Below are 19,970 nucleotides of genomic sequence, written 5' to 3'. Positions count from 1 at the left end.
CCATGGAACTGTTCATTCTTTTTGGAAGCTTCACCTTCCTTTTGCTGATCGGCACACCGGTCGCCTTTTGCCTTGGCATCGCAAGCTTTGCGACCGTGATGTATCTGGGTCTGCCGCCGGTCGTGGTGTTCCAGCGCCTGAATTCGGGCGTCTCGGTCTATGCGCTGATGGCCATTCCCTTCTTCATCTATTCCGGCGACCTGATGGTGCGCGGCGACATTGCCCGCCGTCTTGTCGCGCTGGCCGGGGCGGTCGTCGGCCATCTGCGCGGTGGCCTTGGGCAGGTGAATATCGTGACCTCGGTCATGTTCGGCGGCATCTCGGGCTCGGCCACGGCGGATGCCTCGGCCATCGGCGGGCTGATGGTCCCGCAGATGAAGGCGCGTGGCTATGATGTCGATTACGGCGTCAACATCACCGTGACCTCGGCGATCATCGCGCTGATGATCCCGCCCTCGCATAACATGATCATCTATTCGATCGCCGCAGGTGGCCGCCTGTCGATCGCGGACCTTTTTACCGCGGGCATCATTCCCGGTCTGCTGCTGGCGCTGGCGCTGATGGTTGTGGCCTGGCTGGTGGCCCGCAAGAAAGGCTACCCGACCGAGCCGTTCCCGGGTTTTGCGATGCTCGGCCAACTGTTCATCGGCGCAATCCCCGGCCTGATCCTGATCGCCATCATCTTCGGCGGCGTGCGCTCGGGCGTCTTCACCGCCTCGGAAAGCTCGAATATCGCTGTGGTCTATGCGATCGTGATCACCGCGCTGGTCTATCGCACGCTGAGCTTCAGCGAATTCGTCCAGGCCACGCTGGGCGCCGTGCGCACCACCGCGATGGTGCTGATGGTGATCGGCTCGGCCGCCTGCTTCGGCTGGCTTCTGGCCTATCTGCGCGTGCCGACCCATATGATCGCCTTCCTGCAGGAGATCTCGGACAATCCGCTGGTGATCCTGCTTCTGATCAACATCACGCTGCTGATCCTTGGCACGTTCATGGATATGTCGCCGCTGATCGTGATCACGACCCCGATCTTCCTGCCCGTGGCGCAGGCCTTTGGCGTGGACCCGATCCATTTCGGCGTCATCATGATCCTGAACCTGGGCATCGGTCTGTGTACGCCACCGGTCGGATCGGTCCTGTTCGTGGGCTGTGCGGTCGGCAAGATCGGCATCGGACAGGTGATGAAGACGATCTGGCCGTTTTACGCCGCGGCATTCACGACGCTCATGCTGGTGACCTATATCCCGGCCCTGTCGCTGTGGCTGCCCTCGGTCTTTAAGTAAGATGAAGGCCCGCCACTCGGCGGGCCTTTTCAATTTCCGGCCAGTTTTTCGGCCTGTTCCTCTTCATCCAGACGCATGAAGCCGCCATGGCGGCTTTTCTCGATCCGCTGCATATGTTCGCGCGGCGACAGGCCAAGGGTGCGCTTGAACATGCGCGAGAAGTAATAGGGATCGGCATAGCCCAGTTCGGCGGCGGTGGCCGAGACGTTCAGGCCCGATTCCAGATGATGCATGGCCAGCTCCATGCGGCGATATTCCTGATATTTGCGCGGTGTGCGACCGACCCGGCGCTGAAACTCGCGCAGGAAGTAATCGCGGTTATAGGGCGCGGAATCGACCGCGCGGCTGGCGATCTCGGGGTCGATCGGATTGGCCGAGATCATCGTCGCGGCCTTCATCACGGCAAGGTCCAGCGCATGCGCGCCTTCGGGCTGATAGGTTGCGCTGTCGCGCCAGCCAATGAAGGCATCCTCGACAAAGGCAATCAAGAGCACCATGAACAAATGATGCTGGCCCAGCGTCACCGATTCCGGCGGTGCGCTTTGGCGGTAATGCCGCACCATCGGCTCCAGCAGCGACCAGCGCGTAAGGCGCAAATGCGGGCGCAACTCCATCTGGCCGATCAGGTCATGCAGCCCGTAGATGTTCAGGGTGAAATGCTGGGCCACGCCGCGATAGGTCGCGGGGCCTTCATTATGGCCGCGAAAGCGTTGGCCGCGCCGGATCAGCATGGCCTCTCCCGGCTCGAGGGTCAGGGCCTCGTCGTCGATTAGGTAATGACCGCGCCCTTCAAGGCAGATCACGAGATCGTCGACCGGGTTGACTTTGTCGATGGCCCAGGTCGTCGAATGCTCCATCCGGATGGCGGCGCGGGTCAGGGTCAAGGTCAGCGCGGATGGCGGAATCGCGGCCAGAATACCACCTTCGATTTCGTCCATCTTTTTTTCCTCCTTTGTCAATTCAACCCGGGTCTAGATTTCGGTTATTCCATTCCCTGACAAGCAGTCGCTTACCGAATTCTGACAGGGAGGAGATCGGAAGCCGGCATCGGGGTGCACCTGCGCCACCAAATGCTGAGGCCCGGTCTGGAGGTTTCACTTGCACGAATCCGCATCTTGCTTTGGCGCGCCGCGGCGTCCCGAAAGGGGTCGCGCATGAGACGCCAGCGTCTTTTGGGTCTGGCCTATCTGGCCCCCTATATCGTCGGGCTTCTGGTCTTTACCACGATCCCCTTCGTCGCATCCTTTTATCTGAGCTTTACGCGCTACGACCTGATGAGCGAGCCTCGCTGGACGGGTCTGGCCAATTACGAAAAACTTTTCACCCGCGACCGCACTTTCGACAAGTCGCTTTGGGTCACGTTGACCTATGTGTTCCTGACCGTGCCGGTGAAGCTGGCCTTCGCGCTCTTCATCGCGGCGATCCTGAACTACAAGCTGAAATTCATCAATTTCTTCCGCACGGCCTTCTATGTGCCCTCGATCCTGGGCGGCTCGATCGCGATTGCGGTGCTGTGGCGCTATATGTTCGCGTCCGAAGGGTTGGTGAATATGGCGCTCGGCATGGTGGGCTTAGCCCCGGTGGACTGGTTCGGCGACCCGACCAACGCGCTGTTCACCATCACGCTGCTGCGCTGCTGGCAGTTCGGTTCGGCGATGGTGATCTTCTTGGCGGCGCTGCAATCCATCGACAAGTCGCTTTATGAAGCCGCAGCCATCGACGGGGCGAGCAAGACGCGGGTGTTCTTCTCGATCACGCTGCCGCTGCTAACGCCAGTCATTTTCTTCAATCTGATCATGCAGATGGTGCAGGCGTTCCAAGAGTTCAACGGCCCCTACATCATCACCCAAGGCGGGCCGCTGAAATCGACCTATCTGCTGCCGCTCTACATCTACGATGAGGCATTCAAGAAGTTCAACATGGGCTATGCCTCGGCCATCGCTTGGGTGCTCTTCGGCATCATCATGGTCCTGACCCTGATCGCCTTCTGGTCGTCGAAAAAATGGGTCTATTACGCCGGCGACAAGAGGAGCTGACATGGACACAAATGCCGTGATGGACATGGACGTCTTCAATGATGCGCAGGCAGCGAAACGTGCCCGTCTGCGCCTGATCTCGGCCACGATCCGCTATATCTTGCTCTTCGTGGTCGGGCTCTTGATGCTCTATCCGCTGATCTGGCTGGTGGGAGCGAGCTTCAAGACCAATTCCGAGATCTTCTCGGGCGCGGGCTTCATCCCGCAAAACCCGACGCTCGACGGCTATATCAAAGGCTGGGAAACCTCGACGCCCTATACATTCGGGCGCTTCTTCTGGAATTCGTTCCTGATCATCCTGCCGAAAACCATCGGCACGGCGATCAGCTGCACGATGGCGGCCTATGCCTTTGCGCGATTTGATTTCCCGTTCAAGAAGATCCTGTTCACCACCGTCATCGCGACACTGCTGTTGCCGAACGTGGTGACCCGCATCCCGCAATATATCCTGTTCCGCGATCTGGGCTGGCTCGACAGCTTCCTGCCGCTTTGGGTTCCGTCGGCCTTGGCGGGGGACGCGTTCTTCGTCTTCATGCTGGTGCAATTCCTGCGCTCGCTGCCCTCCGACATGGAGGAGGCCGCGCGCGTGGACGGCGCCAACAGCCTGCAGACGCTCGTCTATATCGTGGTGCCGATGCTGGCCCCGGCGCTGATCTCGGTCTGCCTGTTCCAGTTCATGTGGACGATGAACGACTTCCTTGGGCCGCTGATCTATCTGTCCTCGGTGGACAAATATCCGGTCAGCCTCGCGCTCAAACTGTCGATTGATACAACCGAAGCCTTCGAGTGGAACCGCATCCTCGCCATGTCGGTCCTGACCATCGCGCCCGCACTGATCATCTTCTTCGCCGCGCAGCGATATTTCATCGAAGGTATTTCCTCTGGGGGGGTAAAAGGCTGATGGCACGCGTCCAGCTTCGCAATCTCGAAAAAGTCTATGGTGGCTCGGTCAAGGCCGTGCATGGCATCAACCTCGATATCGAGGATGGCGAGTTCATGGTCTTTGTCGGCCCCTCGGGCTGCGCGAAATCCACCACTTTGCGGATGATCGCGGGCCTTGAGGATATTACCGGCGGTGAGGTCATCATTGGCGACCAGCGCGTGAACGACCTGCCTCCGGGCAAGCGGTCGATCGCGATGGTGTTCCAGAATTACGCGCTTTACCCGCATATGAAGGTGCGGGGGAACTTGGCCTTTGGCTTGAAGATCGCCGGAAAGTCCAAGCCAGAGATTGAAACCGCCATTGCCGATGTGGCCCGCATCCTTGAGATCGAGCCGCTTCTGGACCGCTTGCCGAAGCAGCTTTCGGGCGGTCAGGCGCAGCGCGTCGCCCTTGGCCGCGCGCTGATCAAGAAGCCCAGCGTGTTCCTTTTTGACGAGCCGCTCTCGAACCTTGATGCGAAATTGCGGGCCTCGATGCGGGTGCGGATCACGGAACTGCATCGCCGCCTGAAAGGCGAGGGCCTGTCTTCGACGGTGATCTATGTCACCCATGACCAGACCGAGGCCATGACGATGGGCGACCGCATCTGCGTCATGCAGGCTGGGCGCATCATGCAAGTCGCGACGCCGAAGGAACTGTATAACCATCCGGCCAATCTGTTCGTCGCGGGCTTTATCGGCAGCCCCGAAATGAACCTGCTGGAAGGCAATCTGCAGGGCGGTCACTTCGTGATCGGCAGCCAACGACTGACCTTGGGCGATGAGGTCTTGTCGCGGCTTTCCACCCAACCGCGGGATGCGGTTCTGGGCATCCGCCCGCAGCATCTGGCGCTGGACCCTTCGGGCCTCAAAGCACGCCTGACCAATGCCGAATTCATGGGCCATGAGGTCTATCTTCATGCCGAGTTGGAGGGGCAGAAAATCATCGCCGTGGTCGGCACTGCCGAGTTCGAGCAACTGGGTCGGACCGAAACCATCGGCCTGAAGCCCTCGGCCGAGCATATCAATATCTTTGACAAGGCCGACGGCAGCAATGTCTCGCTGCATCGGCACAGGCTGGCCGCCTGAATCCATAGGCTGCAGAGGAGGGGAAACATGAAACTGAAACGCTTTGCCGGTATTCTCGCCGGAACCGCGCTGACCACGATGGTGATCGCGCAGACCGCTTCGGCAGCCGAGTTGCGCATGTCGTGGTGGGGAGGGGACAGCCGCCATGTCGCGACGCAGAAGGCGCTGGAAGCCTGCGGCGCGAAGCATGGCCACACCATCAAGGGCGAGTTCACCGGCTTTGACGGCTATCTGGAAAAGCTGACCACGCAGATGGCCGGCGGAACCGAGGCCGACATCATCCAGGTGAACTGGCCGTGGCTGCCGCTGTTCTCGCGCGATGGCACCGGCTTTGCCGATCTGCGCGCCGTCAGCGGGCTGGACCTGAGCCAATGGAGCGAGGATGACCTGAATTCCGGCTCCGTGGACGGCAAGTTGCAGGGGATCTCGGTTTCGACCACGGGCCGGGCTTTCTTCTTCAATGAAACCACGTTCCAGAAGGCTGGCGTCGCGATCCCGAGCTCGTGGTCCGAGCTTGAAGCCGCGACCAAGGTGCTGAAAGAGAAGCTGGGCGAGGATCACTATTCCTTCAACGCGGTGAAGGAAACCGCGCAGCTTCTGGTCACTCTGGCCGTGGTTCAGAAAACCGGCAAGGATCTGGTGGACCCCGCGACCAACCGCGTCGCATGGACCCCCGAGGAACTGACCGCCGGGATCAACTTCCTTGGTCATCTGGTCGAGATCGGCGCGATCCGCTCGCAAAAGCAGGAAGCCTCGGACGGCAACGTCAACCTCTTCGAGAAACCCGACTGGGCTGCCGGCAAGATCGCCGGTTCCTATGAATGGGATTCGACCTATTCAAAATATGCCGACCCGCTGCAGGAAGGTCAGGTCCTCAAGCCTGTGCCGATGCTGCATGTGGAGGGCGCGGTCACGGATGGCGTCTATCGCAAGCCGTCGATGCTGCTTTCGATCTCGAAGAATTCGAAGAACCCCGAGGCCGCTGCGCAGGTGTTGAACTGTCTTCTGAACGAACCCGAAGGGATCGACGCGCTGGGCACGTCGCGCGGGCTGCCTTCCTCGAAGGTCGCAGCCGAGCGTCTGGCGGGCGAGGGTGAACCCGAGGTTCGCGCCGCGAATGAAATCGTGGTCGCGGCCAAGGGGCCGGTCATCTCGCCCTTCAACGAGCATCCGGAAATCCGTGGCAACTTCATCGATACGCTCGAGGAATATGCCTATGGCCAGATCTCGGCCGAAGATGCCGCCCAGCAGATCATCGACGGCACGAACGACGTTCTGGCCGAGTTCGACTGACGACTCCGCCCGCCGCGCCTGATCGCGGGGCGGGCATATCGCAAAAGGCATGACCATGACACCGATCCCCCTCGCCGTGACGGCGCGGGCCGCTGCCCTGCGGCTTCCCGTCAAGGATGCGCTTTTCCATCTGCCGCACGCTCTGGAATGGCGGTTGACCGCGCGCGGAATGACCGAGCGACGGGGCTCGGCCGGTCAGGCCGTGCTGATATTGGATGATCTGAAACCCGCGACCACTTACCGGCTGGCGGTCGAGGGGATGGATGAAATCGACGTTGAAACCGCCCCTTGCGCAGGAGCAGTTCAACCAGAGGGTCTGATCGAGGACGCCGCGCATGGCGATCTGGGGGCCGCGCGCCATAACGCTGCGATCCTCTCAGGTGCCATTGCCAGGCTGCCGCTGGGCGGGGCGTTGATCCTGCCGCGCGGCAACTGGCTTAGCGCCCCGGTCGAACTGCGCTCGGACATGACCCTGCATCTTTCCGAAGGGGCGGTGTTGCGCGCGCCCTCGGACCGATCAGCCTGGCCGATCCTGCCTGCGCGGGATGCGGATGGCCGGATGCTGGGAAGCTGGGAGGGCCTGCCTGCAACCTGCTTTGCCGCCGGGCTTTTCGCCATAGCGGCCGAACGGCTGGTGATCGAGGGCAGGGGGGTGATCGACGCCTCTGGCGATCTTGGCGACTGGTGGTCTTGGCCCAAAGAAACCCGCGATGGCGCGCGCCGTCCGCGCGGATTGCACCTGATCGGCTGCAGCGATGTGACGCTGCTGGGCTTCACCATCCGCAATGCGCCAAGCTGGACGATCCACCCGCAGGGCTGCGACCGGCTGATGGCGGCGGGTCTGACCATCGAGGCCCCGCATGACAGCCCGAATACCGACGGCTTCAACCCGGAAATGTGCCGCGATGTCGAATTGCAGGGTATCCGCTTTTCCGTCGGTGACGATTGCATCGCGGTCAAGGCGGGCAAGCGCGGTCCGAACGGCGAGGCCGATCACCTTGACGAAACCCGTCATATCCGCGTGCGCCATTGCCTGATGGAACGGGGCCATGGCGGGCTGGTCATCGGTTCGGAAATGTCGGGCGGCGTCCATGATGTCGCCATCGAGGATTGCGAGATGATCGGCACCGATCGCGGACTGCGCATCAAGACCAGGCGCGGCAGGGGTGGCGCGGTCTCGGGCATCGCGATGCGTCGGGTGGCGATGCGGGGGGTGCAGACGGCGATCTCGGTCAATGCGCATTACCATTGCGATCCGGACGGCCATGCGAACTGGGTGCAGGACCGCGCTGCCGCGCCGGTCAATGACCGGACACCCCGGATCAGCGGCATCACCATCGAGGATGTCACGCTGGACGGGCTGGCCCATGCGGCGGGCGCGTTTCTTGGTCTGCCGGAATCGCCGATCGAGGATGTCCGCGTGCGGCGGCTGCGGATTTGCTCGCTTGATCCGGATGCCATGCCGACCGCGCCTGACATGGCTGACCGCGTCCGCGCGATGCGCCACGAAACGCTTCTGGCCGAACAGGCAGATATTGATTGCGACGACGCCGCGCTGCTGTCGCTCGCCCGGATTACACTTGAATGAGGTGCGCCATGCCACTCACCGATTATTTTGACGCCTTCTGCCGCGATTACCGTGCCTATAAGGGCGGGCCCTGGTGCTATGAGGATGGCTGCATCTATCGCGGTCTGGATCTGCTTTATGATGTCACCGCCGATCCGCGGTGGCGCGCGCATCTGCGACGGCTTGTCGATGCGCAGGTCGGCCCCGAGGGCGAATTGGCGGGGTATAACGCCGATGAATTCAATATCGACAATATTCTTGCCGGTCGGGTGCTGTTTTCTTTGTGGCGCGAGACGGGCGAGGCGCGTTACCTTGCGGCGGCAAGACGGCTCGCCGACCAGCTTGACCGGCATCCGCGCATCAGCCTGGGCAATTACTGGCACAAGCTGCGCTATCCGCATCAGGTCTGGCTCGACGGTCTTTACATGGGGCTGCCCTTCCAGATCGAATACGGGCTGGTCACGGGCGAGACCGAGCGGATCAAGGATGCCCTGACCCAGTTCCAGACAGCGCTGGATGTGACCGCGACCGCCTCGGGGCTTTACGTGCATGGCTATGACGAAAGCCGCGCGCAAAGCTGGTCGGATCCCGAGACCGGCAAGTCCCCTGCCGTCTGGGCGCGGGCGATGGGCTGGCTGGCCATGGCGCTGGTCGATGCGCTGGCTTTGCTGCGCGAGGATGGTGCGACGGCGGCGTTGCGCCAGCGGACCCGGCGGATGCTGCTTGCCGTCGCGGATCTGCAGGGATCGAGCGGTCTTTGGCCGCAGGTGCTGGACAATCCGGGGCTTGCGGGGAATTACGAGGAAAGCTCGGCCTCGGCCATGTTCGCCTATGCCTTCCTGCGCGCGGCGCGGCTGGGGCTGATTTCGGGATCCGAAGGCGAGCGACTTCGCGACAGTGGTCTGAAGGCGCTCGACGCCTTGCAGGCCCGGGTCGTCATGGAAGGTGGCCAGTCGCATTTCCAGGGCATCTGCCATGTCGCCGGTCTGGGTGGCTTTGACGGCATCTATCGCGACGGGACCCCGGAATATTACCTGACAGAGCCGGTGGTGCAGGACGATGCGAAGGGGGTCGGCCCGCTGATGATGGCCTGGGCGGAAAGCGAACGGGTCACCTCGCTGGCGGCGGAATAGATCCGGGCCTCGCAGGTGCTTGTCCTGCGCGGCGGCCCAAGCAATAAAGCCATCCATGAATGAGGAGATACCCATGTCGCGTCCCGCTTATCCCGTCGCCCATCCCGATCAGGGAGTCGCCCGTCAGGTTCTGGCCGAGAATGCGGAGCTGATGGTCGTGTCGTTCCGTTTCGACCAGGGCGCCTGTGGCGCGCTGCACAGCCATCCCCATACCCAATCCACCTATGTTGCCCGGGGCCGTTTCAGGTTCTTCCGCGGCGATGAGGTTCTAGACCTTGGCATCGGCGACAGCATCGTCATCCCTTCGGGGGTGACGCATGGTTGTGAATGTCTGGAACCGGGCGAATTGATCGACTGCTTCACCCCGCGTCGCGACGATTTTCTATAGCGCCCGGTCCCGCCGCGCTTTCGCTGCGGCCTTTCTGGGACCGGCCGAAAAGGACCAAAGGGCAAGCGGAATGACCGCTTGCCCTTTCGCATAGGCAAATACCGGCCATGCGCCCAGGGAAAAGCTTCCTGCATTCTTGGTGGCTGAATGACGAAAGTTTCGTGATTCTGATGTATTCCGTAGCGTAAATTCGCAATAAATGCCAAAGCTTGGAAACGTGGCCCTTGACCTCTTGATTGGATTGGTTTGCATCGGGCCCGAAGAAAAAACTCATCTGCTGGGAGGCAAAATGTCGATCTTCTCCACTCGGTTCCTGGCCGCGTCGGCGCTTGCGCTGATGGCCGCCGCGCCGCTGCACGCCAAGACTTTCGTGTATTGCTCGGAAGGCTCGCCGGAAGGTTTCGACCCCGCGCCCTATACCGCGGGCACGACTTTCGACGCCTCGGGCCATGCGATCTACAACCGGCTCGTTCAGTTCAAGCCCGGCACGACCGAAATCGAGCCGGCACTGGCGGAAAGCTGGGAGGTCTCGGAAGACGGCCTGACCTATACCTTCCACCTGCGCAAGGGCGTCAAGTTCCACTCGAACGACAAGTTCACCCCGTCGCGTGATTTCAACGCCGATGACGTGATCTTCACGTTCAACCGTCAGGCCAATGCCGACGATCCGTGGCACGCCTATATCTCGGGCATCACCTACGAGTATTACAGCTCGATGGAGATGGACAAACTGGTGAAGTCGATCGAGAAGGTCGATGACAATACGGTCAAGTTCACCCTGAACTCGCCGGAAGCGCCGTTCCTCGCCAACGTCGCCATGCCCTTCGTCTCGGTCGTCTCGAAAGAATACGCCGACACGCTGCAGGCTGCCGGCACGATGGAAGACCTGAACAACGCGCCGATCGGCACCGGCCCGTTCAAGTTCGTCGCTTACCAGAAGGACGCGGTCATCCGTTACCAGAAGAACGCCGATTACTGGGGCGAAGCGCCCAAGATCGACGATCTGGTCTTTGCGATCACCCCGGACGCCTCGGTGCGCCTGCAGAAGCTGAAGGCCGGCGAATGCCACCTGATGCCCTATCCGGCCCCGGCCGATCTGGCCGACATCAAGGCTGACCCGAACCTGAAGCTGGACGAGCAAGCCGGTCTGAACGTGGGCTATCTGGCCTACAACACCACCGTCGCGCCCTTCGACAAGCCGGAAGTCCGCAAGGCCCTCAACATGGCCATGGACAAGAAGGCTCTGATCGACGCCGTCTACCAAGGCAATGCCGAGGTCGCCAAGAACCCGATCCCGCCGACCATGTGGTCCTATAACGCCGCCATCGAGGACGACAAATACGATCCCGAAGCAGCGAAAAAGATGCTGGAAGATGCCGGCGTCAAGGATCTGACCATGGAAGTCTGGGCGATGCCGGTGCAGCGTCCCTACATGCCGAACGCGCGCCGCGCCGCCGAGATCATCCAGTCCGACTTCGCCAAGGTCGGCGTCAAGGTCGAGATCGTGTCCTATGAGTGGGGCGAATACCTGAAAAAGTCGATGGAAGCGGGCCGCAAGGGCGCCGTCATCCTGGGCTGGACCGGCGACAATGGCGATCCGGACAACTTCCTGTCGGTTCTGCTGTCCTGCGCCTCGGCCGAAGAGGGCGGTGCCAACCGTGCCTTCTGGTGCAATGACGAGTTCTCGGCGCTGCTGGCCAAGGCCAAGGCAAGCTCGGATCAGGCCGAGCGCACCAAGCTCTATGAAGAAGCTCAGGTGATCTTCAAGGATCAGGCGCCTTGGGCGACGCTGGCCCACTCGACGCAATACGTTCCGATGGCGAAAAACGTCACCGGCTTCGTTCAGTCGCCGCTGGGTGACTACACCTTCGAAACGGTTGATCTGGCCGAATAAGGCCAAGCCGGTTTTCAAGTGATGCGGCCGTGCAGGGGTTGCCCCCCTGCACGGCCCTTAGGTTAGGGTTCGATGCTTAAATTCATCCTCTCGAAGCTTCTCTACCTGATCCCGACGATGCTCGGGATCACGCTGGTGGCCTTCAGCTTCATCCGCCTTCTGCCCGGCGACCCGGTTCTGCTGATGGCCGGCGAACGTGGGGTTTCCCCCGAACGCTATGCCGAAATCTCGGCGCAGCTCGGCTATGACAAGCCGCTGTGGCAACAGTATTTCACCTATCTTGGCGATCTGATGCATGGCGATCTGGGCCATTCAATCGTCACCAAGAAGCCCGTTCTGGCCGAGTTCCTGGCGCTGTTCCCGGCGACGGTCGAGCTTGCCGTCGTGGCCATCATCATCGCCACCGTGATCGGCGTGCCGGTGGGCGTCATCGCCGCGATCAAGCGCGGCTCGTGGTTCGACCAGATTTCGATGACCGGGGCGCTGATCGGCTTCTCGATGCCGATCTTCTGGTGGGGTCTGCTGCTCATCATCTTCTTCTCGGGCATCCTGCAATGGACGCCTGTCTCGGGCCGCATCTCGCTGATGTATTTCTTCCCGCAGGTGACGGGCTTCATGCTGATCGACAGCCTGATCTCGGGGCAGAAGGGCGCGTTCGGCTCGGCGCTGGGACACCTGATCCTGCCTTCGGTCGTGCTGGCGACGATCCCGCTGGCCGTGATCGCGCGTCAGACGCGCTCGGCCATGCTTGAGGTCATGGGCGAGGATTACGTCCGCACCGCCAAGGCCAAAGGCCTGTCGCTGGGCCGCGTCATCGGCGTTCATGCGCTCCGCAACGCGATGATCCCCGTGATCACCACCATCGGCCTGCAGATCGGCGTCCTCATGGCGGGCGCGATCCTGACCGAGACGATCTTCTCCTGGCCGGGCATCGGCAAATGGATGATCGACTCGATCTCGCGCCGTGACTACCCGGTCGTGCAATCGGGCCTGCTTTTGATCGCGGGCATCGTGATGATCGTGAACCTGCTTGTGGACCTGACCTATGGTCTCATCAACCCGAGGATCCGCCACAAATGAGTGATACCTCCGTCAAGATTTCGGACTCTGCCATCCGTCGCCGGATGCTCAAGGAGTTCTGGTTCTACTTCAGCCAAAACCGCGGCGCGGTCGTCGGCTTTGCCGTCTTCCTGCTGCTGGTCGCGCTGGCGATCTTTGCGCCGCTGATCGCGCCGCATGACCCGGTGCACCAGTATCGCGACGCGCTGCTGGTCCCGCCCTTCTGGCAAGAGGGCGGCCGCCCCGAATTCCTCTTGGGTACCGATGCTGTCGGTCGCGACATGCTGTCCCGCCTGATCTACGGCGCGCAATATTCGCTGTTCATCGGCATCGTCGTCGTCGCGATTGCGCTTCTGGGCGGCATCATCCTTGGCCTGCTGGCCGGTTTCTTCGGCGGCTGGGTCGATAGCGTCATCATGCGCGTCATGGACGTGATCCTTGCCTTCCCGTCGCTGCTGCTGGCGCTGGTGCTGGTCGCAATCCTGGGCCCTGGCCTGACCAATGCGATGATCGCCATCGCCATCGTCTATCAGCCGCATTTCGCGCGCCTGACCCGCGCCGCGGTGATGGGCGAGAAGGCTCGCGAATATGTCACCGCGGCTCGTGTGGCCGGTGCGGGCAATATGCGCCTGATGTTCAAGACCATCCTGCCGAACTGCCTTGCACCACTGATCGTTCAGGCGACGCTGAGCTTCTCGTCGGCGGTTCTGGATTCGGCCGCGCTTGGCTTCCTCGGCATGGGTGCACAGCCCCCGGCGTCGGAATGGGGCACGATGCTGGCCGAGGCACGCGAGTTCATCCTGCGCGCATGGTGGGTCGTGACCTTCCCGGGCCTCGCCATCCTGATCTCGGTGCTGGCGATCAACCTGATGGGCGACGGTCTGCGCGACGCGCTTGACCCGAAACTGAAGCGGAGCTGAGGGCATGGCACTTCTTACCATTCGCAATCTCACCGTCCGCTTTGCGACCTCGACCGGCAGCTTCACCGCTGTCGACGGGATCGACCTGCATGTGGACAAGGGCGAGGTTCTGGCCGTGGTCGGGGAATCCGGCTCGGGCAAGTCGGTCTCGATGCTGGCGGCGATGGGACTTCTGCCCGACACCGCCATGGTCAGTGCCGATGAGATGACCTTCGACGGCAAGGACCTTCTGCGCATGTCGCCGAAGGAGCGCCGCAAGATCATCGGCCGCGAGATCACCATGATCTTCCAGGAGCCGATCGCCTCGCTGAATCCGTCCTTCACGACGGGCTACCAGATCGAGGAAGTCCTGCGCTACAACGCGGGCCTTTCCAAGAAAGCCGCTCGCGCCCGCGCGCTGGAGCTTTTCAAGCAGGTCGGCATCCCCGACCCGGAAGAAAAGCTGAAATCCTATCCGCACCAGATGTCGGGCGGCCAATGCCAGCGCGTGATGATCGCCATGGCGATCGCCACCGGCCCGCGCCTGCTGATCGCGGACGAGCCGACCACCGCGCTCGACGTGACCATCCAGAAGCAGATCCTCGACCTACTAATGGAGCTTCAGGAAAAGACCGGCATGGGCCTGATCCTGATCACGCACGATATGGGCGTGGTCGCGGAAACTGCCGACCGGGTGCAGGTGCAATACAAGGGCAAGAAGATGGAAGAGGCCGACGTGCTGTCCCTCTTTGAAGCCCCCAAGCACCCCTATACCCGCGCGCTGCTTTCGGCTTTGCCGGAAAACGCGACCGGCGACCGCCTGCCCACCGTGGCAAGCTTCTTTGAAGGCGAGGTGAAGTGATGAGCGTTGTCGTCGAAGGCAAGAACATCATCCGCGACTACCATGTCCCCGGCTCGCTGACGCGCGCGGCCAAGGTGGTGCGTGCGGTCAAGGGCATCAGTTTCTCGGTTGAGCGTGGCAAGACCTTAGCGATCGTCGGCGAATCCGGTTCCGGGAAATCGACCTTGGCGCGGATCATCGCGCTGATCGACCAATCATCGGGCGGCGAGCTGAAGATCGAGGGGAAACCCATCGACATCGCCAAAGAGAAGCCCACGCGCGAGATGCGCTCCAAGGTGCAGATGGTGTTCCAGAACCCCTACGGTTCGCTGAACCCGCGCCAGAAGATCGGCGATGTGCTGATGGAGCCGCTGGAACTGAACACCGACATCCCCGCCGCCGAGCGTCGCCGCCGCGCCGAGGAGATGCTGGTCAAGGTCGGCCTGCCCGCCGAGCATTTCAACCGCTACCCGCATATGTTCTCGGGCGGTCAGCGCCAGCGCATCGCCATTGCGCGGGCGCTGATGCTGAAGCCGACGCTGCTGGTGCTGGACGAGCCGGTCTCGGCGCTGGACCTTTCCGTGCAGGCGCAGGTCTTGAACCTGCTGCGCGACCTGCAGGAAGAGTTCAACCTGGCCTATGTCTTCATCAGCCATGATCTCTCGGTCGTTCGCTATATCGCGGATGACGTGCTGGTGATGAACAAGGGCGAGGCGGTCGAGCAGGGGAGCCGCGAAGAGCTTTTCGCCAATCCCAAGCATCCCTATACGCGCGAGCTTTTCGCCGCGACCCCGATCACGGATGTCGAGGCGATCCGCGAACGCGTCGCCCGCCGCAAGGCGCTGCGCGCCGCGGCAATCTGATCGAAAGGGCCTGGTTTCGACCGGGCCTTTTCATATCGGACCGGTAACCGTGCATGATGCCATACCGCTCTCGCCGTCGATGAAATCCTAAAATTAGGGCAGTCGCGGGCAGGTGGCGACCAGGCCTCTTGACACAAGGACGGCGCGGGAACAGGAATTCCTCACGTCTGATCGACGAAAGACCCTCGCGGACTAGGTTACACGTCAAGGCCGACGAAGTTCCTCCACTCAAAATTTAGGTGATACATGCGTCTCTTTTCCGTTGCGCTTCTCGCCTGGTTCTATGCTGTGCCCGTCCAGGCGCAAAATTTCGACTTTCCCCCTGATTTCAAGACCGAGGAAATCGTGACCAATGGCGCGACCATCCATATCCGCACCGGAGGGACGGGCCCAGCGGTCATGCTGGTGCATGGCTATGGCGAGACCGGCGACATGTGGGTGCCGATGGCCGAGGACCTTTCCCGCGATCACTTCGTGATCGTGCCGGACCTGCGCGGGCTGGGGCTGTCCTCAAAGCCGGCGGGCGGTTTCGACAAGAAGACGCAGGCGGGCGATCTGGCGGGGGTGCTTGACGCGCTTCATGTCGACCAGACTGAGATCGTCGCCCATGACATCGGCAATATGGTGGCCTATGCCTTTGCGGCGCAGCATCCCGACCGCGTCACTAAGCTTGCCTTGATCGACGCGCCTGTTCCGGGGGTTGGTCCGTGGGAGGAAATCCTCAAGAATCCGCTGCTGTGGCATTTCCGCTTTGGCGGACCGGATATGGAGCGGCTGGTGGCGGGACGTGAGCGCATTTACCTTGACAGGTTCTGGAACGAGTTCTCGGCGACGCCCGCGCGTTTCTCTGAGTCTGCGCGCGCACATTATGCCGCGCTTTATGCCATGCCAGGGGCGATGCATTCGGGCTTTGCCCAGTTTGCGGCCTTCGATCAGGATGCGCTCGACAATCAGGCCTTTCTCGCCAAGGGCAAGCTCAAGATGCCGGTCCTTGCTGTCGGGGGCGAGAAGTCATTCGGCCCGACAATGGCGGTCGTAATGCGCTTTGCCGCCGAGAGTGTCGAGCAGGCGATCATCCCCGATTCCGGTCACTGGATCATGGAGGAGAACCCCGAGGCCACCGTTAGGATCATCCGCAGCTTCCTACAATAGTACGGGGCGCGAGCTCAGTTTGCGACCGACATAGGGCCAATCGCCGGGACGTTCACTTCTTCGACGTCGTGATAGTCGTGATGCTGCCCGCGCCAGTCGCGGATGCGGTAGCTACCCGGACCGGTTTCCTCGACATGACCGCTGCCCAAGGGGGCCTTGCCATAGCCGCCCGGCAGGTCCAGCACATAGGTCGGCAGGCTGGTTCCCGACATGCGCCCGCGCAGCGCATCCATGATCGCCTGCCCCTCGGCAATCGTCGTGCGGAAATGGCTGGTCCCGCGCGCCAGATCGCAATGATGCAGGTAATAGGGCTTCACCCGGTTGCGCAGCAGCGCCCGGAACAGGTCGGCCAGCGTATCGGGATCCGCATTCACGCCTTTCAGCAGAACCGTCTGCGACAGCAGGGGGATGCCCGCGCCGGACAGACGGCGCAGGGCATTGCAGGCCTCGGTCGTAAGTTCCTGCGCGTGGTTGGTATGCAGCACCACCCAGACAGCCACGCGTTGCGTCTGCAAGGCCTCCAGCATGGCATCGTCGATGCGATGCGGTGCCACGACCGGGATACGTGTGTGAAAGCGGATCAGATCGACATGTGGGATCGCCTCGAGCCGCTCCATCAGCGCGGCGATGCGCCGCGCCGACAGCACCATCGGATCGCCGCCGGTCAGGATGACCTCATGAATGGCGGGGGTTCGGGCGATGTAATCCAGCGCCGCGGCAAGATCGGGCTCGGGCAGGGTGCCTTCCTCGCCCACCACTTCGCGACGGAAACAGAAGCGGCAATAGACTTCGCAGGTGCGGGTGATGTGCAGGATGACGCGATCCGGATAGCGATGGGTCAGGCCGGGGGCGGGGCTATAGGCCTCATCGCTGATCGGGTCAGCGAGTTCCTCGGGGCGGATGTTCAATTCGCGGGCATCGGGCACGAATTGCGCGGCGACCCCATCGGCTGGCGAATTGATCGCCTGCTGCATCGCGGGGGTGATGCGGATGCGGAAGTCGCGCGCGACCTGATCCAGCGCGGGCGCATCCCTCTCCGATGCCAGACCGGCCCCGATCAGGGCTTCGACATGGGTCAAGGGGCGGGCGGATTCGGTCACTTCGGTCCTGCGGGGCAATGGAAAGCGCAGGGCTATGCGCCTTTCCGTCCAAAATTGCAATGGCCATGCCTGACGTAATGTATACATTACAAAAGCCATGTTCCTCGGAGGAGACGATCTTGAGCACCCAACTATTCGACCTGTCCGGCCGCACGGCCCTGATAACCGGATCATCCCGCGGTCTGGGCCGTGCCATGGCCGAGGGGATGGCGGCGGCAGGGGCGCATGTCATCCTGAATGGCGTCAATGCCGCACGCCTCGATGAGGCGGTCGCCGAATTGCAGGGGAAGGGGCTCAATGTCTCGGCCCTGGCCTTCGACGTGACGGATGAGGCGGCGATCAAGGCCGCTTTCGCGCGCCTCGACGCGCAGGGTGTCGCGGTGGATATCCTCGTCAACAATGCGGGCATCCAGTTTCGCAAGCCGATGCTGGAACTCGAGACAGCCGACTGGCAGCGGGTGATTGACGCCAACCTGACCTCGGCCTTTGTCATCGGGCGCGAAGCGGCGCGCCGTATGGCGTCGCGGGGGCAGGGCAAGATCATCAATATCGGCTCGCTGACCTCGGAACTCGCCCGCGCGACCATCGCCCCCTATACGGTTGCGAAAGGTGGCATCAAGATGCTGACCAAGGCCATGGCCGCCGAATGGGGCGCTTTGGGCATCCAGGCCAATGCGATCGGCCCGGGCTATATGGTCACCGACATGAATGCGGCGCTGATCGCAAATCCCGATTTCGATGCATGGGTCAAAGCGCGGGTGCCGATGCGGCGCTGGGGCCAACCCGATGAATTGGCCGGCGTGGTCATCTTTCTTGCATCCCGCGCCTCGAATTATGTCTCGGGCCAGATCATCTATGCCGATGGCGGCATGGTGTCCGTGCTGTAAGCGCCAAGAAAAAGCGGAAACTCCGGGCTTTCGACAACGGGGCCTTGCCTGCCCGCCCGGTCATGGATTTGACTGGGCGAGATCGCCTGCCGGAGTGCATATGACGAAAAGGGCTCGCCTGATCCAAGACATCGAAGCGGCGCTGCGCCTTGGGGCCGCAGGCCGAAGTCTCGAGGCCGAGCGAGCGCTGGCCCGGATTGCGAGTGATCCGGATGCGGCCCTGCTGGGCGCGCCGACCATGCTTGGCCTGCCGCGCAAGCTGCATTCCGCGCTTCTGAAGCTTGCGAAGCAGACCCGGGACCTCGCTGCCGTCACCGGCCTGCGGGCGACAGCCATTCCGCCTGCGGAAATGCTTGCCGATCTGTTTCCCATCGATGCGGCCAGCCGCGCGGCGATGATCAGGGCATCGGGTCAGCCGGTCCCGCGCATTCTGCATCAGATCTGGATCGGTAAGCGCAGACCTGCCCCTTGCGCGGTTTGGAGCGATTGGGCGAGCCGGCATGGCTGGACCTACAAGCTTTGGGACGAACAGGCGCTTGAGGGAATCGGGCTCGCAGCCGATGCCGCCTGGCGCAGGATGCTGAGCCGGGCAGAGCTGGCCGGCGCGGTCGATGTGGCGCGCTATCATGTCCTGTTGCGCGAAGGGGGCCTATATCTGGATTGCGACTGGTACCCGATCCGGCCGGAACTGGGCCCGCATGCCTTCCTTCCGGAAACGGGCCTTTCGGCGATTGCCGAGGCCGGGCCGCGGCTGGTGGCGGGGGGCAGCTTCCTGCTGGCCAATGGGCTGATCTCGACGCCGCCCGACCACCCGGCACTCAGGCGCGTTCTGGAGGCGCTGCCCGAAATGATCGCCCGCATGCCCGAGGGTCCTGCCTGGTGGCTGACAGGGCCATTGCCGTTCACGCTTGCGCTGCGGGCCGGTCCGTTCACGGTCCTCGACAGCGCGATGGTCGCGGGACGGCTGGCGAGGGGTGGAGAGCTTTCCGCGGTGATCACTGCGGCCGAAAAACTCAGGGAAGGACCGGGGATCTTGTTGGAATGGAAGGACTGGTAACCCGGTCCGTGCTGCGCAGCAACGATTTCAAATGAAGAATTATGGTATCCGGAGGCGGCTATAAACGGAGATCAACTGACCTCACGCGCAATCTGCGTTCCTGAATTTCTCTCTAAATCCACAGTTTCGCGACATCGTTAAAGTCAGCGACGATGGGTGGGCTGGGTTGGTAGGTCGTGTTGACAAAATGGATCCATTTGGCCGGTGAATCCGTGATTCAAGCTTGTCTCTACATGGGAGGCAAGCTTGGCACGTAACCAGACATCCGAGGAAGAGGGGGCCTATGGGCAGGTCCTTACTCGTGCTGTCCGACATCCGAACGGGCGGAAGTCTGCAGATCATCACCTTGTTTTTGAATAGCATTTTCTGCAGTGAGGCATGAGTCGGTAATCCTCCCCATGGTTAAGGGGCTGCATAAGTAGAATTTTCTCGTAGCGTGAGCTGAGGAGATTCGAATGAGAAAGAGCCGTTTCACGGAACCGCAGATCATGGCTGTGCTTCGTCAGGC

18 protein-coding genes are annotated in these 19,970 nt (G+C 62.0%); 16 read left to right on the top strand and 2 right to left on the bottom strand.

What is annotated here, in order from left to right; genetic code table 11:
- Window positions 1-2 precede the first annotated feature (2 nt).
- A complete protein-coding gene (locus ESZ60_RS17315) occupies window positions 3-1,283 on the top strand; it encodes a TRAP transporter large permease (RefSeq protein WP_134681974.1) in 1,281 nt (426 codons plus the stop codon).
- A gap of 29 nt (window positions 1,284-1,312) precedes the next feature.
- Here ESZ60_RS17315 and ESZ60_RS17310 read toward each other — a convergent pair whose 3' ends face one another.
- Complete coding sequence (locus ESZ60_RS17310; RefSeq protein ID WP_134681973.1) at window positions 1,313-2,221, bottom strand: helix-turn-helix domain-containing protein; 909 nt, start codon at window positions 2,219-2,221, stop codon at window positions 1,313-1,315.
- A gap of 216 nt (window positions 2,222-2,437) precedes the next feature.
- Here ESZ60_RS17310 and ESZ60_RS17305 point away from each other — a divergent pair, with 216 nt between their 5' ends.
- From ESZ60_RS17305 to ESZ60_RS17245, 13 genes are all read left to right on the top strand, one after another.
- Window positions 2,438-3,319, top strand: a complete 882-nt coding sequence (locus tag ESZ60_RS17305) for a carbohydrate ABC transporter permease (protein ID WP_134681972.1) — start codon at window positions 2,438-2,440, stop codon at window positions 3,317-3,319.
- A gap of 1 nt (window position 3,320) precedes the next feature.
- Window positions 3,321-4,220 carry a carbohydrate ABC transporter permease gene (locus ESZ60_RS17300; protein ID WP_245155754.1) on the top strand — a complete coding sequence of 300 codons (900 nt, stop codon included), beginning with the start codon at window positions 3,321-3,323 and terminating at the stop codon, window positions 4,218-4,220.
- Entirely contained in the window at window positions 4,220-5,329 is a 1,110-nt protein-coding gene (locus ESZ60_RS17295) for an ABC transporter ATP-binding protein (RefSeq protein ID WP_134681971.1), read from the top strand. Before ESZ60_RS17300 ends, ESZ60_RS17295 begins: the two co-directional genes overlap by 1 nt.
- 27 nt (window positions 5,330-5,356) lie before the next feature.
- The gene (locus ESZ60_RS17290; protein ID WP_134681970.1) at window positions 5,357-6,622 is read left to right on the top strand and encodes an ABC transporter substrate-binding protein; all 1,266 of its coding nucleotides are present in this window, start codon (window positions 5,357-5,359) and stop codon (window positions 6,620-6,622) included.
- A 55-nt stretch (window positions 6,623-6,677) separates the two neighbouring features.
- Entirely contained in the window at window positions 6,678-8,210 is a 1,533-nt protein-coding gene (gene pglA, locus ESZ60_RS17285; protein WP_209021342.1) for a polygalacturonase PglA, read from the top strand.
- 8 nt (window positions 8,211-8,218) lie between these two features.
- Complete coding sequence (locus ESZ60_RS17280) at window positions 8,219-9,322, top strand: glycoside hydrolase family 88/105 protein (protein ID WP_134681968.1); 1,104 nt, start codon at window positions 8,219-8,221, stop codon at window positions 9,320-9,322.
- A 73-nt stretch (window positions 9,323-9,395) separates the two neighbouring features.
- Window positions 9,396-9,710: a cupin domain-containing protein gene (locus ESZ60_RS17275; protein WP_209021341.1), complete on the top strand. Its 315-nt coding sequence runs from the start codon at window positions 9,396-9,398 to the stop codon at window positions 9,708-9,710.
- Window positions 9,711-9,999: 289 nt separating this feature from the next.
- Window positions 10,000-11,604, top strand: a complete 1,605-nt coding sequence (locus ESZ60_RS17270; RefSeq protein ID WP_134681966.1) for an ABC transporter substrate-binding protein — start codon at window positions 10,000-10,002, stop codon at window positions 11,602-11,604.
- 72 nt (window positions 11,605-11,676) lie between these two features.
- A complete protein-coding gene (locus tag ESZ60_RS17265) occupies window positions 11,677-12,684 on the top strand; it encodes an ABC transporter permease subunit (RefSeq protein ID WP_134681965.1) in 1,008 nt (335 codons plus the stop codon).
- Window positions 12,681-13,583, top strand: a complete 903-nt coding sequence (locus ESZ60_RS17260; protein ID WP_134681964.1) for an ABC transporter permease subunit — start codon at window positions 12,681-12,683, stop codon at window positions 13,581-13,583. Before ESZ60_RS17265 ends, ESZ60_RS17260 begins: the two co-directional genes overlap by 4 nt.
- A 4-nt stretch (window positions 13,584-13,587) precedes the next feature.
- Window positions 13,588-14,424, top strand: coding sequence for an ABC transporter ATP-binding protein (locus tag ESZ60_RS17255; RefSeq protein WP_134681963.1), 837 nt, complete (start codon window positions 13,588-13,590; stop codon window positions 14,422-14,424).
- The gene (locus ESZ60_RS17250; protein WP_134681962.1) at window positions 14,424-15,266 is read left to right on the top strand and encodes an ATP-binding cassette domain-containing protein; all 843 of its coding nucleotides are present in this window, start codon (window positions 14,424-14,426) and stop codon (window positions 15,264-15,266) included. Before ESZ60_RS17255 ends, ESZ60_RS17250 begins: the two co-directional genes overlap by 1 nt.
- Window positions 15,267-15,512: 246 nt before the next feature.
- A complete protein-coding gene (locus tag ESZ60_RS17245) occupies window positions 15,513-16,418 on the top strand; it encodes an alpha/beta fold hydrolase (protein ID WP_134681961.1) in 906 nt (301 codons plus the stop codon).
- A 14-nt stretch (window positions 16,419-16,432) separates the two neighbouring features.
- Here ESZ60_RS17245 and ESZ60_RS17240 read toward each other — a convergent pair whose 3' ends face one another.
- Complete coding sequence (locus ESZ60_RS17240) at window positions 16,433-17,518, bottom strand: lysine-2,3-aminomutase-like protein (RefSeq protein ID WP_425331328.1); 1,086 nt, start codon at window positions 17,516-17,518, stop codon at window positions 16,433-16,435.
- Between the two features lie 119 nt (window positions 17,519-17,637).
- On the opposite strand from ESZ60_RS17240, the gene ESZ60_RS17235 reads away from it, so the two are divergent.
- Window positions 17,638-18,405 (top strand): SDR family oxidoreductase, encoded by a 768-nt coding sequence (locus tag ESZ60_RS17235; RefSeq protein WP_134681959.1) that lies wholly within the window; start codon window positions 17,638-17,640, stop codon window positions 18,403-18,405.
- A 100-nt stretch (window positions 18,406-18,505) separates the two neighbouring features.
- Window positions 18,506-19,462 carry a glycosyltransferase family 32 protein gene (locus ESZ60_RS17230; protein WP_167620208.1) on the top strand — a complete coding sequence of 319 codons (957 nt, stop codon included), beginning with the start codon at window positions 18,506-18,508 and terminating at the stop codon, window positions 19,460-19,462.
- The last annotated feature ends 508 nt before the right edge of the window (window positions 19,463-19,970 follow it).

The sequence above is a fragment of the Paracoccus ravus genome, from assembly GCF_004522175.1.
Lineage (GTDB): Bacteria > Pseudomonadota > Alphaproteobacteria > Rhodobacterales > Rhodobacteraceae > Paracoccus > Paracoccus ravus.
Note: the sequence above shows the minus strand (reverse complement) of the source record. Positions and strands in the feature narration are given on the sequence as shown.

What these genes read in the sequence shown, in the direction of transcription:
- ESZ60_RS17255 (WP_134681963.1), top strand. Translation starts at nt 13,588, where the DNA reads ATGGCACTTCTTACCATTCGCAATCTCACCGTCCGCTTTGCGACCTCG.
- ESZ60_RS17305 (WP_134681972.1), top strand. Translation starts at nt 2,438, where the DNA reads ATGAGACGCCAGCGTCTTTTGGGTCTGGCCTATCTGGCCCCCTATATC.
- ESZ60_RS17260 (WP_134681964.1), top strand. Translation starts at nt 12,681, where the DNA reads ATGAGTGATACCTCCGTCAAGATTTCGGACTCTGCCATCCGTCGCCGG.
- ESZ60_RS17275 (WP_209021341.1), top strand. Translation starts at nt 9,396, where the DNA reads ATGTCGCGTCCCGCTTATCCCGTCGCCCATCCCGATCAGGGAGTCGCC.
- ESZ60_RS17250 (WP_134681962.1), top strand. Translation starts at nt 14,424, where the DNA reads ATGAGCGTTGTCGTCGAAGGCAAGAACATCATCCGCGACTACCATGTC.
- ESZ60_RS17280 (WP_134681968.1), top strand. Translation starts at nt 8,219, where the DNA reads ATGCCACTCACCGATTATTTTGACGCCTTCTGCCGCGATTACCGTGCC.
- ESZ60_RS17300 (WP_245155754.1), top strand. Translation starts at nt 3,321, where the DNA reads ATGGACACAAATGCCGTGATGGACATGGACGTCTTCAATGATGCGCAG.
- ESZ60_RS17315 (WP_134681974.1), top strand. Translation starts at nt 3, where the DNA reads ATGGAACTGTTCATTCTTTTTGGAAGCTTCACCTTCCTTTTGCTGATC.
- ESZ60_RS17295 (WP_134681971.1), top strand. Translation starts at nt 4,220, where the DNA reads ATGGCACGCGTCCAGCTTCGCAATCTCGAAAAAGTCTATGGTGGCTCG.
- ESZ60_RS17270 (WP_134681966.1), top strand. Translation starts at nt 10,000, where the DNA reads ATGTCGATCTTCTCCACTCGGTTCCTGGCCGCGTCGGCGCTTGCGCTG.
- pglA (WP_209021342.1), top strand. Translation starts at nt 6,678, where the DNA reads ATGACACCGATCCCCCTCGCCGTGACGGCGCGGGCCGCTGCCCTGCGG.
- ESZ60_RS17230 (WP_167620208.1), top strand. Translation starts at nt 18,506, where the DNA reads ATGACGAAAAGGGCTCGCCTGATCCAAGACATCGAAGCGGCGCTGCGC.
- ESZ60_RS17265 (WP_134681965.1), top strand. Translation starts at nt 11,677, where the DNA reads ATGCTTAAATTCATCCTCTCGAAGCTTCTCTACCTGATCCCGACGATG.
- ESZ60_RS17245 (WP_134681961.1), top strand. Translation starts at nt 15,513, where the DNA reads ATGCGTCTCTTTTCCGTTGCGCTTCTCGCCTGGTTCTATGCTGTGCCC.
- ESZ60_RS17310 (WP_134681973.1), bottom strand. Translation starts at nt 2,221, where the DNA reads ATGGACGAAATCGAAGGTGGTATTCTGGCCGCGATTCCGCCATCCGCG.
- ESZ60_RS17290 (WP_134681970.1), top strand. Translation starts at nt 5,357, where the DNA reads ATGAAACTGAAACGCTTTGCCGGTATTCTCGCCGGAACCGCGCTGACC.